Consider the following 12,268-nt stretch of genomic DNA (forward strand, 5'->3'; position numbering starts at 1 on the left):
TGGGCAAGCAAAGAAAAGTAACTCGGCCGCCGGCAGGCGGACGAAAGCCCGCCGCAGGCGAGCCAGGTGGCGGAGCCACATCAACGGGAGGCCTGGATGATCAACTTCGCCACTGGTGTAGCGCTTCCAGCCCACGTGGAACGGCGAGTGTGAAGCCGTAGCGAAGAGCAGGAAAACGCAGCGACAAAGCGCCGCCACGCAAGCTCAATGCCCCGCCGGCGCCCCACGCGGCTGCCTCGCAATCCGCACCAGGTACACCACGATCGCCACATTGGCCGCCAACACCACCAGCTTCAGCAACGTAAAGCGATGCACCAGCTCGTACAGCTCCACCGGAATCAGCGAGCCGGTGGCGATCACCGTGAACCACTCCGCCCAATGCTTGCGCAGCCACAGCCCGATCCCCTCGGTGGCGAAGATCGCCGCATACACCAGCGCCACGATGCCGATGGCCACGAAGCGGCTGGGACCAAGTTCCATCAGCAGGTCCACCAGCTGCTTGCGCAGGCCGTTGCTGTCGGCGAGGGACAGGTGCTCCAGCCAGTGCACCAGGTGCATGAAGGTCTGCTCATGGTCGAGCTGGAAGGCCATGATCGCCACCAGGATCAGGCAGACGGTCTTGACCGCCTTGTAGATCGCGATGATGCGCAGGCCGAGGCTGTGCTGCGAGGTGGGCGAAGAGGCCGCGGGAACGGCGAGGGCGTGGCTGTAGTCGTTGGGCATGGCTGGATGCGGCGCTGAGGAAAAGCATCTTCGCGCGCCTGAATGAACACGGATCGTGCGGAACGAACTCCCGATCCTAAGCCGTCGGGACGGCGGATGCACGCCGGCCCCGCCCGCGCAGGCGGACGGGGCCGGCGGGTGCAGGAACCCGCGACTCAGCAGCAGCGCCCGCCGGTGCCCTTGTAGCGGGCCACTTGCCGCTCGCGGAAGAACTCGGCGTAGCTGGGCACGGGGCGCTCGGGGTGGTGCTCGCGCAGGTGCTTCACGTAGACGTCGTAGTCCGGCACGCCGCAGCAGAGGCGGGCGGTCTGCACCGCCCACTTCCTGAAGTCGCGCAGAGTCTGCAGGGTGGTCATGGCAGTGTCCTCAGTGGCCGGTGGTGGGCACGCTGCCCAGCGCCACGTACGGCTCCTCGTGCGCGGTGGGATGGTTGACGCGCCAGGCCCTGGCGATCGCGCGCAGGGCGAATGCCGCCATGGTCACCACCAGCAGCATGAAGACCGCGGTGAGGGCGGCGTCCACGTAGTTGTTGGTGACGATGCGCTGCATCTCCGCCGCGCTCTTGGCCGGCGCCAGCAGCTTGCCGTCCTGCATCGCCTGGGCGTATTTCTGTGCCGCCGCGGTGAAGCTGATCGGCCCCACCAGCTTGTAGAAGCCGGCGGTGAGCGTGCAGGTCACCAGCCAGATGGCGGGGATGCCCGGCACCCACACGTAGCGCTCGCGCTTGAGCTTCACCGTCACCACCGTGGCCAGCATCAGCGCGATCGCCGCCAGCATCTGGTTGGCGATGCCGAACAGCGGCCACAGCGTGTTGATGCCGCCCAGCGGATCGACCGCGCCCTGGTAGAGGAAGTAGCCCCACAGGCCCACGCAGACCACGGTGGCAACGAGGTTGCCCGTCCACGACTCGGTCTTCTTCAGCGGCGGGTAGGCGAGGCCGGCGATCTCCTGGATCATGAAGCGGCCCACGCGGGTGCCGGCGTCCACCGTGGTGAGGATGAACAGCGCCTCGAACAGGATGGCGTAGTGGTACCAGAACGCCATCATGCCCTCGCCGGGGATGATGCCGTGGAGCAGCTGGGCCATGCCCACCGCGAGCGTGGGCGCGCCGCCGGCGCGGCTCAGGATGCTGCCCTCGCCGATGTTCCTGGCCGTGTCGAGCAACTCGTCGGGCGTGACCACGAAGCCCCACTGGCTGATCGCGGCGGCGGCGCTCTGCGCGGTGGTGCCGATCAGCGCGGCCGGCGAGTTCATCGAGAAGTACACGCCCGGATGCAGCGAAGAGGCGGCCACCAGCGCCATGATTGCCACGAAGGCCTCCATCAGCATGCCGCCGTAGCCGACCATGCGCGCCTCGCCCTCGCTGCTGAGCAGCTTGGGCGTGGTGCCGGAGGCGATGATGGAATGCCAGCCCGACACCGCGCCGCAGGCGATGGTGATGAACAGGAACGGGAACAGGTTGCCCTGGAACACCGGGCCGGTGCCGTCGATGAACTTGGTGAGCGCTGGCATCTGCAAGGTCGGCGCGGCGAGGAAGATCGCCAGCGCCAGCAGCGCGATGGTGCCGATCTTGAGGAAGGTGGAAAGATAATCGCGCGGCGCCAGCAGCAGCCACACCGGCAGCACCGAGGCGCAGAAGCCGTAGGCGATCAGCAGCCAGGCCAGTGCGCTGGCGTCGAAGTCGAACGCGGCCGCCCAGGCGGGCGAGGCGGCCACGTGGGCGCCGGCCCAGATCGAGGCGAGCAGCAGCACCAGGCCGATGATCGATACCTCGAGGATCTTGCCGGGGCGGATGATGCGCAGGTACACGCCCATCAGCAGCGCGATGGGAATGGTGCAGGCCACGGTGAAGGTGCCCCACGGGCTGTGCGTGAGCGCCTTCACCACCACCAGCGCCAGCACCGCCAGCACGATCATCATCAGCACCAGCACGCCGAACATGGCGACCACGCCGGCGGTGGGGCCAAGTTCCTCGCGCAGCATGTGGCCGAGCGAGCGGCCGTCGCGGCGCAGCGAGAGGCCGAGGATCATGAAGTCTTGCACCGCGCCGGCGAACACCACGCCGACCAGGATCCACAGCGTGCCGGGCAGGTAGCCCATCTGCGCGGCCAGCACCGGGCCCACCAGCGGGCCGGCGCCGGCGATGGCGGCGAAGTGGTGGCCGAACACCACCCACTTGTCGGTGGGCACGTAGTCGAGGCCGTCGTTGCGCAGCACCGAGGGCGTGGCGCGGCTGGCGTCCATGCGCAGCACGTGGCGCTCGACGAAGCGGCCGTAGAAGCGGTAGCCGATCACGAACACGGCGATCGCCGCGGCGACCAGCCAGATCGCGTTGATCGGCTCGCCGCGGCGCAGGGCGACCACGCCCAGGCACCAGGCACCGACGATGGCGATGGCGGCCCACAGTATCTTGCCGGCGGGACTCGGCGGTATGGCGGTATGCGATGGAGCGGGCGAGACGGTGGACATGCGGATTCTCCCGGACGGTCGCGGCAAGGGTCGTCCCGGCGGTGGCGGGGGTCAATGCCAAAGCGCGCGCGCCGGCATTAGCTATTGGTCGAATGCGGCACGATGGCGCGGCGGCCGGGTGCGGCCGGCGTGTGGTGCGCCGCGTCAGGCCTTGCGCCGGTTCGCCCCGCAAGCCTTGGCGGGGCGCGACGCACCCATGCGGCGACACACAAACCGGCGACCGCGCACGCACCACGTTCACCGCCGTCGGCCATAATCGGGCCAGGCGTTTCCATGACTTCGAGCGAGGCCCTGCATGATCCGCGAAATCCTCAAGATGGGCGATCCGCGCCTGCTGCGCATCGCGCCGCCGGTGCCCGAGTCGATGTTCGGCAGCGCCGAGCTGGAGGCACTGATCGCCGACATGTTCGACACCATGCACGACGCCGGCGGCGTGGGCCTCGCCGCGCCGCAGATCGGCGTGGACCTGCAGCTGGTGATCTTCGGCTTCGACCGCTCGGAGCGTTATCCCGACGCGCCCGCGGTGCCGCAGACCATCCTGCTCAACCCCATCATCACGCCGCTCTCGCAGGACATGGAGGAGGGCTGGGAAGGTTGCCTCTCGGTGCCCGGCCTGCGCGGCGCGGTGAACCGCTACACGCTGATCCGCTACCAGGGCCTCGACCCCAAGGGCGCGAAGATCGACCGCACCGCCGAAGGCTTCCACGCCCGTGTGGTGCAGCACGAATGCGACCACCTGATCGGCCGCCTGTACCCCTCGCGCATCACCGACTTCGCCAAGTTCGGCTACACCGAGGTGCTGTTCCCCGGGCTCGATCCCGGGGCGGACGAATAAGCCACGGGCAGGTTCCCGGTGCGCGGGCGGGCGCGTCGCCGCGCCTCGTCCTGCGGGCGACGAGGCCGCGTGCGGCAGGGAAGGGGCGGCCGCCATCGCCCAGGGGGAGACGCCGGCGGCACGGGTTTCGCCGGTCGGTTGTGCCCATGGCGGTGGAGCGTCGCCAGGTTCGCAGGCATGTGATCGCCATGGCCTGACCGAAGTGCGGTGCACGGTTATGCTGGGCGGGTGTGCCACGGGGAATCCGCATGACCACCTCCGACGCTGCCGCCGCGCGCGGTTTCCGCTACTACGACCTGCTGGTCGGCGGCATGGTTGCCGTGCTCCTGTGCTCCAACCTGATCGGCCCGGCCAAGGTCAGCGCGATCGAGCTGCCGTGGATCGGCGCCCTGAGCTTCGGCACCGGCAACCTGTTCTTTCCCATCGGCTACATCTTCGGCGACGTGCTCACCGAGGTATACGGCTATGCGCGGGCGCGGCGGGCGATCTGGGCCGGCTTCGGCGCGATGGCGTTCGCCACGGTGATGGCGTGGGCGGTGATCCACATGCCGCCGAGCGAGGCCGAGCCGTTCAACCGGCAATTGCAGCCGGCGCTGGCGCTGGTCTTCGGCGGCACCGCGCGCATCGCACTGGCCTCGATGATCGGCTACTGGGTGGGCGACTTCGTCAACGCCTTCGTGATGGCGCGGCTGAAGCTGCTCACCAACGGCCGCCACCTGTGGACGCGCACCATCGGCTCCACCATCGTCGGCCAGGCCTGCGACAGCCTCACCTTCTACCCGATCGCCTTCTACGGCATCTGGCAGAGCGCCACGCTGGCCAAGGTGATCGTGTTCAACTGGACCATGAAGGTGGCGGTGGAAGTGGTGCTGACGCCGGTGACCTACGCCGTGGTGGGCTGGCTCAAGCGCGCCGAGGGCGTGGACACCTTCGACTGCGGCACGCATTTCAACCCGTTCTCGCTGCGCGACGATGGGCAGGTTCTCGAGCGCTGAGCCGGCGCCAGCGGCCGGCGCCGCCGCGTCCGCGCGCGACCCCGGCATCGACGCCCTGCGCGGGCTGGCCATCGTGCTGGTGGTGCTGCACCACCTGGGCCTGCGCATCCCGCTGAAGAAGACCGCGCTCGGCGAGTGGCTGCCGGGCTGGCTGCTCGGTGCGCTGAACTGGAACGGCTACGAGGCCGTGTTCGTGTTCTTCGTGATCTCCGGCTTCCTGATCGCCGGCAACGCGCTGCGCCGCTGGGGCGGCCTCGGTCGCATCGACCTCGGCGCGTTCTACGCGCGGCGCTTCGCGCGCATCGTGCCGTGCCTGCTGGCGCTGGTCGCGGTGCTGAGTGTGCTGCACGGGCTGGGCGGCGACCCCGCGACCGGTGTCCTGTGGTATCTGCCGGCGCTGTCGCTGTGCTGGCTGCTGGGCGCGGCGGTGGCACGCTTCCTCTCCACGCCGTGCGAGCGCTGGCTGCGCGTCCGGCTGGCCGGCACGACGCCCGGCCGGGCGATGCGGCCCGCCGAGGCGGGTTGAACGTACTGGCCGGCGCGGTACGAAGGTGGGCAGCGGGCCGCCGATGCACGCCTCAGTGCTCCTTCACCTGCAGCGACTTCTGCAGCAGGCCGAGCTTGGTCTTCATCTCGTCGGCCGGCTTCGCACCCTGCACGCCGCAGAAGGCGGTATACAGCACGCCGGGCGTGGTATTGGGTGGCGGCGGCACCAGGCCAGCGATGCGCATTTCGTCGTTGTCGCTGTAGGCGATGCCGTCGAAAGGGTGGGCAGCGTGCAGCAGCTTGTCCCAGCGGCTGCGGAAGCCGTCGTCGAGGTCGGCTGATGGCGCCGCGTTGCGCTCGATGTTGATGCGGTCCGGGTCGTGTTCGGTCAGCGCCACGCGCACGTCGCCTACGTCCCATACGACCTTGCCGTGATCCTCGTAGTAGCCCAGGCCGAGGGTGAGGCGGTTGTCGGGCGCGATGGTCTGCAGCGCGGGCGTGTAGGCGAAGGCGAGCCGTGGCGAGTCGTAGGCGAAGCGCTTGCCGTAGTCGAAATCGATGTGCGTGGCCTTGAGGGCGACGGGGAGCAGAGCGTCGTCCTTGAGATAGTCCTTCCACTGCGCCAGTGTGCCGTCGTAGGCGATGTAGACGAAGTCGGTGAGCGCCTGCAGGTCGAGGCGCTCGTCGTGCGCGAGGGCGGCCGGCCCCAGCCGCATCATCAGCGCATAGCCGTCGGGCACCGGCAGCGCGAAGGCGATCAGTTCGGCGTTCATGTAGGGCAGCGCCCAGGTCAGCACGCGCCAGGGCCGCTGCCAGGCGTCGGTATGGCGCGCGTCGTCCAGCGGCTTGCCGAGCGAGACGACGCGGATCTTCTCGCCGGCGACCTGGCGGCCGAGAAAGCCGCCCTGGAGCACCAGGTCCATCATCCGCTTCGGATCGCCGTAGAGATCGGCGGCCGGCACGTCGTCGGGCCGGCGCAGGTGGATGAGGATGTTGCGGCCGGCCGCGCCAGCCTGGATCACGCCGTTGGCCGGCAGCGGCCGCGTCTCGACGGCGCGGCCGGACAGCCCCCAGATACCGTCGTTGTTGCGGGCGATCAGCAGCGGGAAGGGGTTGAGGCGTGGCACCGTGTGCAGCAGGCGGCTCGCGCCGGCGCCGCGGGGGAACAACTGGTCCCCCTGCTGGGCGAGCAGCGCCTTGAGCTGGTTCTCGGTGTAGGCATCAACCCGCTGCCGGTAACTGCGGCTGAAGTCCTGGTAGCTCAGCGGCAGCGCGAACTGCTGCTTGATCGCCCCCTGCTGGGCGAGGCCCGGCAGCACGTCGAGCTGGTAGGCGATGCGCTTGTCCATCACCGCCAGGTGGTCGGGCGCCTTCAGCACCTCGCCGATCGGCAGCGCGTAGTTGAGGTTCTCGTTGGGCGACTTCATCAGCACCACGCCGATCACCTTGCCCTGCTGGTCCAGCAGCGGGCCGCCGCTGTTGCCGGGCGAGGCGGCGGCGGAGAAGCGCATCCACTTCCAGCGCCCGTTCTCGTCCTCCGGCGTGTCGGAGGTGTACAGGCCGTCGCGGATCACCACGCCGGTGCCCAGCGCGTTGCCCACGGCGAACACCATGCTGTTCGACGCGGGCTTGGTGTCCACCGCGAGCGCAGCGTCGCCGGGTGGCTTGGCGAGCGAGAACACTACGAAGTCCTGCTGCAGCGAGAACTTCTCGATGCGGTCGATCGGGTAGACCTTGCCGCTGTTGTCGCGCAGCGCGGGGGCGCCGGCGAGATCGTTGAAGGCGGCCCGCAGCACGTGGCCGGCGGTGACGTAGCGGTTGCCGCCCAGCGCGAACGCGGTGCCGATGGAGAGGTACTTGTCGGTGCGCTCCTGGTAGGGCAGCAGGTCGAGCGGCAGCGGCTTCTCGTAGGTGAGCGGGTCCTTCGCCGCCTTGGGGATCACCACCTCGAAGGTGGCCGCCTGGATCTTCGGCAGCAGCGCCGGATCGGGGCTGGCGGCCAGCGCACTGCCGGCGAGGCAGAGCCCGAGGGCCCCGAGCAGCGGTGCTATCCATCTCCGCCGGTCGCCATTCGCCGCGCCCGCCGCCTTGTTCCACACCCACGCTTTCGCCATCCGCATGCCTGTTCCTTGAGACCGTGCAACGCCACTGTCAGTGTGGCCCTGGCGGCATACTGGCATGGCCTTGGGCGATGTGGGGAGGGTGCAGGAAACTGCGTGGGACAAGGCCCGGGCGATCGCCGGCATGTCTCGTCGAGGCGGGCTGCGCCGGCAAAAATTTGCGGCGGCGCGGGTTGGTGCCCCTGTGCGACGGCCGATGGGTGCCGCGGAGCGCGGAGTTCGCCAATGGCTTCGCGAGCGGGTGCGTACAGGCGCCTTGAACGGGCGCTCAGCGGCAGCGGTTGATCGTCTCGCGCAGCGCCAGGGCGGCGCTGCGGGCCGCTGCGGCGAAATCCGCGCCCGTGCCGGCATAGAGGATGGCGCGCGAGGAGCTGATCATCAGGCCGGTGCCATCGCTGGTCTTGCCGTGCTTGAGCACCGCTTCCACGTCGCCGCCCTGGGCGCCGATGCCGGGCACCAGCAGCGGCATGTCGCCGACCAGGGCGCGCACCTGGGCGAGCTGTTCGGGCCAGGTGGCGCCGGTGACCAGGGCGCAGTTGCCGTGCGCGTTCCACTCGCGCGCGACGGTCTTCGCCACGTGCTGGTAGAGCGGCAGGCGGCCGTCCTCGCCGCTCTCGACCAGGAGATCCTGCAGGTCGGCCGCGCCGGGGTTGGAGGTGTGGCAGAGCAGGATCACGCCCTTGTCCGCGTGGCGGAGGAACGGCTCGGCGGAATCGCGGCCGAGGTAGGGGTTGAGCGTGACCGCGTCCGCGCCGTAGCGCTCGAAGGCCTCGAGGGCGTAGCGCTCGGCGGTGGAGCCGATGTCGCCGCGCTTGGCGTCGAGGATCACCGGCACGCCGGGGTGCGTGGCGTGGATGTGGGCGATCAGCCGCTCCAGCGCGTCCTCCGCGCGCAGTGCGGCGAAGTGGGCGATCTGCGGCTTGAACGCGCAGGCGAGGTCGGCGGTGGCGTCGACAATGGCGGCGCAGAACTTGAACACGCCGTCCGCGTCGTCGCGCAGGTGGGCGGGGAACCTGGCCGGCTCGGGATCGAGGCCGACGCACACCAGGGACTGGTTGCGCGCCCATGCGGCTTGCAGGGATGACATGAAGTGCATGGTTGTCCTTACCTCTTCTGCCGTGCCCTTCCCGCCTCGGGAAGGGGGCAGGGAAGGGCGATCTTGCGACAACGATCGTGTGAAGCGCGGCTTTCGTGGAGGGGCGTGGCAAGCCCCGCCCCCTCTCCCCGGGGGAGAGGGGATGGAACGCTTACGCCAGCTTCTTGAACTTCACCCGGTGCGGCTTGGAAGCCTCCTCGCCCAGGCGGCGCTTCTTGTCGGCCTCGTACTCGTTGTAGTTGCCGGGGAAGAACTCCACGTGCGAGTCGCCTTCGAAGGCGATGATGTGGGTGGCGATGCGGTCCAGGAACCAGCGGTCATGCGAGATCACGATCGCGCTGCCGGGGAACTCCAGCAGGGCGTCTTCCAGCGCGCGCAGGGTTTCCACGTCCAGGTCGTTGGAGGGCTCGTCCAGCAGCAGCACGTTGCCGCCCTGCAGCAGGGTCTTGGCCATGTGCAGGCGGCCGCGCTCACCGCCGGAGAGGTTGCCCACGATCTTCTGCTGGTCGGTGCCCTTGAAGTTGAAGCGGCCGATGTAGGCGCGCGACTGGATCTCGAAGTTGCCGATGGTGAGGATGTCCGAACCGCCGGAAACCTCCTGCCACACGTTGTTCTTCGAGTCGAGCGCGTCGCGCGACTGGTCGACGTAGGCCAGCTTCACCGTGTGGCCGAGCTTCACCTCGCCGTTGTCCGGGGTCTCCTTGCCCATGATCATCTTCATCAGGGTGGACTTGCCGGCGCCGTTGGGGCCGATCACGCCGACGATGGCGCCCGGCGGGATCTTGAACGACAGGTCGTCGATCAGCAGGCGGTCGCCGAAGGACTTGCTGACGCTCTTGAACTCGATCACCTCCTGGCCCAGGCGCTCGCCCGGCGGGATGAAGATCTCGTTGGTCTCGTTGCGGCGCTGGTACTCGACCGAGTTCAGCTCCTCGAAGCGGGCCAGGCGGGCCTTGCCCTTGGACTGGCGGCCCTTGGCGGCCGAGCGCACCCACTCCAGCTCCTTCTCGATCGCCTTCTGGCGGGACTTCTCCTGCTGGGCTTCCTGCTTGAGGCGGGCGTCCTTCTGCTCCAGCCACTCGGTGTAGTTGCCCTTCCACGGAATGCCGCGGCCGCGGTCCAGCTCGAGGATCCACTCGGCGGCGTTGTCCAGGAAGTAGCGGTCATGGGTGACCGCCACCACGGTGCCGGCGTAGTCGTGCAGGAACTGCTCCAGCCAGTCCACCGACTCGGCGTCCAGGTGGTTGGTCGGCTCGTCCAGCAGCAGCATGTCGGGCTTGGACAGCAGCAGGCGGCACAGCGCCACGCGGCGCTTCTCGCCGCCGGACAGCGGGCCTACCTTGGCGTCCCACGGCGGCAGGCGCAGCGCATCGGCGGCCACTTCCAGCTGGCGCTCCAGCGCGTGGGCGTCGTTGGCGGCCAGCACGTTCTCCAGCTCTTCCTGCTCCTTGGCCAGCTTGTCGAAGTCGGCGCCTTCCTCGGCGTAGGCGGCGTAGACCTCTTCCAGGCGCTTCTGCGCGTCCAGCACCACCGACACGCCTTCCTCGACCACTTCGCGCACGGTCTTCGCCGGATCCAGCTCCGGCTCCTGCGCCAGGTAGCCGACCTTGATGCCGGGCTGCGGGCGGGCCTCGCCCTGGAAGTCGGTATCCACGCCGGCCATGATCTTCAGCACCGTGGACTTGCCCGCGCCGTTCAGGCCCAGCAGGCCGATCTTGGCGCCGGGGAAGAAGCTAAGCGAGATGTCCTTGATGATCTGGCGCTTCGGCGGGACGATCTTGCTCACCCCGTTCATGGTGTAGATGTACTGCATGGAGCCTCCGGAGGCGTGCGCGCTGCCGGCCCGGTGGGGCGGCGCGCTGGGCATGGGTAACGAACCGAGCATTATAGCGGCTCGCGCGGCGCTCCCGTGACGGGACCGCCTCGCGGTCCGGCGAGGCACGGCTGGATGCGGCCGGGCTTCGCGGCAATGCGCCGCATGGCGCGGCGAGCGGTGGCCCCCGCGGCGCCGGCCGCCGGTCCGGCGGGAAGCCGGGGGCGTTTTCGTTTTCCTTTCCGATCAGCTGCTTGAGCGGGGCGGACGCCGGCCACCGGCCGGCCATGGCCGGCTGGTGGCCGCGGGCAGTCCGTGACCATTACACTTGGAAGTCTCCTTCCCGCTTGCCCACGAGACCCGCATGTTCCCGAAGAACGCAACGATCGCCGGCTACGACGCCGAGCTGGCCCAGGCCATGGCCGACGAGGCCCGTCGCCAGGAAGACCACGTCGAACTGATCGCTTCGGAGAACTACGCCAGCCCCCGCGTGATGGAGGCCCAGGGCAGCGTGCTCACCAACAAGTACGCGGAAGGCTATCCGGGCAAGCGCTACTACGGCGGCTGCGAGTACGTGGATATCGCCGAGAAGCTGGCCATCGAGCGCCTGAAGCAGCTGTTCGGCGCCACCTACGCCAACGTGCAGCCGCACTCCGGCTCGCAGGCCAACCAGGCCGTGTACCTCGCGCTGCTCGTGCCCGGCGACACCATCCTCGGCATGTCGCTCGCGCACGGCGGCCACCTCACCCACGGCGCCAAGGTCAACTTCTCCGGCAAGGTGTTCAACGCCGTGCAGTACGGCGTGGACGAGAACGGCCTGCTCGACTACGAGGAGATCGAGCGCCTCGCCGTCGAGCACCAGCCCAAGATGATCGTGGCCGGCTTTTCCGCCTACTCGCAGGTGATGGACTGGGCGCGCTTCCGCGCCATCGCCGACAAGGTCGGCGCCTACCTCTTCGTGGACATGGCCCACGTCGCCGGCCTGATCGCCGCCGGCGTGTACCCGAATCCGCTGCCGCACGCGCACGTGGTCACCTCCACCACCCACAAGACCCTGCGCGGCCCGCGCGGCGGCTTCATCGTGGCGAACCATGCCTCAATGGGGCCGGCCGGCGAGGAGATCGAGAAGAAGCTGCAGTCGGTGGTGTTCCCCGGCATCCAGGGCGGCCCGCTGATGCACGTGATCGCGGCCAAGGCGGTGGCCTTCAAGGAAGCGCTGGAGCCGGCGTTCAAGACCTACCAGGAGCAGGTGGCGAAGAACGCCAAGGCGATGGCCAAGACCTTCATCGAGCGCGGCTACAAGGTCGTCTCCGGCGGCACCGAGAACCACCTGATGCTGGTGGACCTGATCGGCCGCGAAGTCACCGGCAAGGACGCGGAGGAAGCGCTGGGCCGCGCCCACATCACGGTCAACAAGAACGCCGTGCCGGGCGACCCGCGCAAGCCCTTCGTCACCTCCGGCCTGCGCGTGGGCACCCCCGCCATCACCACCCGCGGCTACCTCGAGGCCGACACGGTGGAGCTGGCGCACTGGATCTGCGACGTGCTCGACGCGCCGGCGGACGAGGCGGTGATCGCCGCGGTACGCGAGAAGGTCACGGCGCAGTGCCGCAAGTTCCCGGTGTATGGCTGAGAGGCGGGGAATCGGAAATAGGGAGCCGGGAATAGTCGAAACCTCCCAAGCCGCGTAGGCTCTGCCCATTCCCGATTCCCTACTTCCTAATCCCAGCC

General features: G+C 69.0%; 10 protein-coding genes. 4 read left to right on the top strand and 6 right to left on the bottom strand.

The window, feature by feature from the left end; translation table 11 throughout:
* Positions 1–204: 204 nt before the first annotated feature.
* The 3 genes from ACH65_RS00005 to ACH65_RS00015 form a co-directional block, all read right to left on the bottom strand.
* The gene (locus tag ACH65_RS00005; protein ID WP_049620513.1) at positions 205–723 is read right to left on the bottom strand and encodes a DUF2127 domain-containing protein; all 519 of its coding nucleotides are present in this window, start codon (positions 721–723) and stop codon (positions 205–207) included.
* 155 nt (positions 724–878) lie between these two features.
* A complete protein-coding gene (locus ACH65_RS00010) occupies positions 879–1,079 on the bottom strand; it encodes a YbdD/YjiX family protein (protein ID WP_049620514.1) in 201 nt (66 codons plus the stop codon).
* A gap of 10 nt (positions 1,080–1,089) precedes the next feature.
* Entirely contained in the window at positions 1,090–3,192 is a 2,103-nt protein-coding gene (locus ACH65_RS00015) for a carbon starvation CstA family protein (protein WP_049620515.1), read from the bottom strand.
* 295 nt (positions 3,193–3,487) lie between these two features.
* Between ACH65_RS00015 and def the strand changes: the two genes are divergently transcribed.
* From def to ACH65_RS00030, 3 genes are all read left to right on the top strand, one after another.
* On the top strand, positions 3,488–4,027 hold the full coding sequence (gene def / locus ACH65_RS00020; protein WP_049620516.1) for a peptide deformylase: 540 nt from the start codon (positions 3,488–3,490) through the stop codon (positions 4,025–4,027).
* A 248-nt stretch (positions 4,028–4,275) separates the two neighbouring features.
* Positions 4,276–5,022, top strand: a complete 747-nt coding sequence (locus ACH65_RS00025) for a queuosine precursor transporter (RefSeq protein ID WP_049620517.1) — start codon at positions 4,276–4,278, stop codon at positions 5,020–5,022.
* On the top strand, positions 5,000–5,548 hold the full coding sequence (locus ACH65_RS00030; RefSeq protein ID WP_053096093.1) for an acyltransferase family protein: 549 nt from the start codon (positions 5,000–5,002) through the stop codon (positions 5,546–5,548). The genes ACH65_RS00025 and ACH65_RS00030 overlap by 23 nt, the downstream gene beginning before the upstream one ends.
* 52 nt (positions 5,549–5,600) lie before the next feature.
* On the opposite strand, the gene ACH65_RS00035 is transcribed toward ACH65_RS00030, so the two are convergent.
* From ACH65_RS00035 to ettA, 3 genes are all read right to left on the bottom strand, one after another.
* Positions 5,601–7,628, bottom strand: a complete 2,028-nt coding sequence (locus ACH65_RS00035) for a S1 family peptidase (RefSeq protein ID WP_237561389.1) — start codon at positions 7,626–7,628, stop codon at positions 5,601–5,603.
* A 268-nt stretch (positions 7,629–7,896) separates the two neighbouring features.
* Complete coding sequence (gene pyrF, locus ACH65_RS00040) at positions 7,897–8,724, bottom strand: orotidine-5'-phosphate decarboxylase (RefSeq protein ID WP_049620518.1); 828 nt, start codon at positions 8,722–8,724, stop codon at positions 7,897–7,899.
* A 151-nt stretch (positions 8,725–8,875) separates the two neighbouring features.
* The gene (gene ettA / locus ACH65_RS00045; RefSeq protein WP_049620519.1) at positions 8,876–10,537 is read right to left on the bottom strand and encodes an energy-dependent translational throttle protein EttA; all 1,662 of its coding nucleotides are present in this window, start codon (positions 10,535–10,537) and stop codon (positions 8,876–8,878) included.
* Positions 10,538–10,901: 364 nt separating this feature from the next.
* On the opposite strand from ettA, the gene glyA reads away from it, so the two are divergent.
* Entirely contained in the window at positions 10,902–12,170 is a 1,269-nt protein-coding gene (glyA, locus tag ACH65_RS00050; protein ID WP_049620520.1) for a serine hydroxymethyltransferase, read from the top strand.
* The last annotated feature ends 98 nt before the right edge of the window (positions 12,171–12,268 follow it).

Origin of the sequence: Frateuria defendens, from assembly GCF_001182895.1 — a bacterium.
Classification (GTDB): domain Bacteria; phylum Pseudomonadota; class Gammaproteobacteria; order Xanthomonadales; family Rhodanobacteraceae; genus Frateuria_B; species Frateuria_B defendens.

What these genes read in the sequence shown, in the direction of transcription:
- pyrF (WP_049620518.1), bottom strand. Translation starts at nt 8,724, where the DNA reads ATGCACTTCATGTCATCCCTGCAAGCCGCATGGGCGCGCAACCAGTCC.
- ettA (WP_049620519.1), bottom strand. Translation starts at nt 10,537, where the DNA reads ATGCAGTACATCTACACCATGAACGGGGTGAGCAAGATCGTCCCGCCG.
- ACH65_RS00005 (WP_049620513.1), bottom strand. Translation starts at nt 723, where the DNA reads ATGCCCAACGACTACAGCCACGCCCTCGCCGTTCCCGCGGCCTCTTCG.
- ACH65_RS00030 (WP_053096093.1), top strand. Translation starts at nt 5,000, where the DNA reads ATGGGCAGGTTCTCGAGCGCTGAGCCGGCGCCAGCGGCCGGCGCCGCC.
- ACH65_RS00015 (WP_049620515.1), bottom strand. Translation starts at nt 3,192, where the DNA reads ATGTCCACCGTCTCGCCCGCTCCATCGCATACCGCCATACCGCCGAGT.
- glyA (WP_049620520.1), top strand. Translation starts at nt 10,902, where the DNA reads ATGTTCCCGAAGAACGCAACGATCGCCGGCTACGACGCCGAGCTGGCC.
- ACH65_RS00010 (WP_049620514.1), bottom strand. Translation starts at nt 1,079, where the DNA reads ATGACCACCCTGCAGACTCTGCGCGACTTCAGGAAGTGGGCGGTGCAG.
- ACH65_RS00025 (WP_049620517.1), top strand. Translation starts at nt 4,276, where the DNA reads ATGACCACCTCCGACGCTGCCGCCGCGCGCGGTTTCCGCTACTACGAC.
- ACH65_RS00035 (WP_237561389.1), bottom strand. Translation starts at nt 7,628, where the DNA reads ATGCGGATGGCGAAAGCGTGGGTGTGGAACAAGGCGGCGGGCGCGGCG.
- def (WP_049620516.1), top strand. Translation starts at nt 3,488, where the DNA reads ATGATCCGCGAAATCCTCAAGATGGGCGATCCGCGCCTGCTGCGCATC.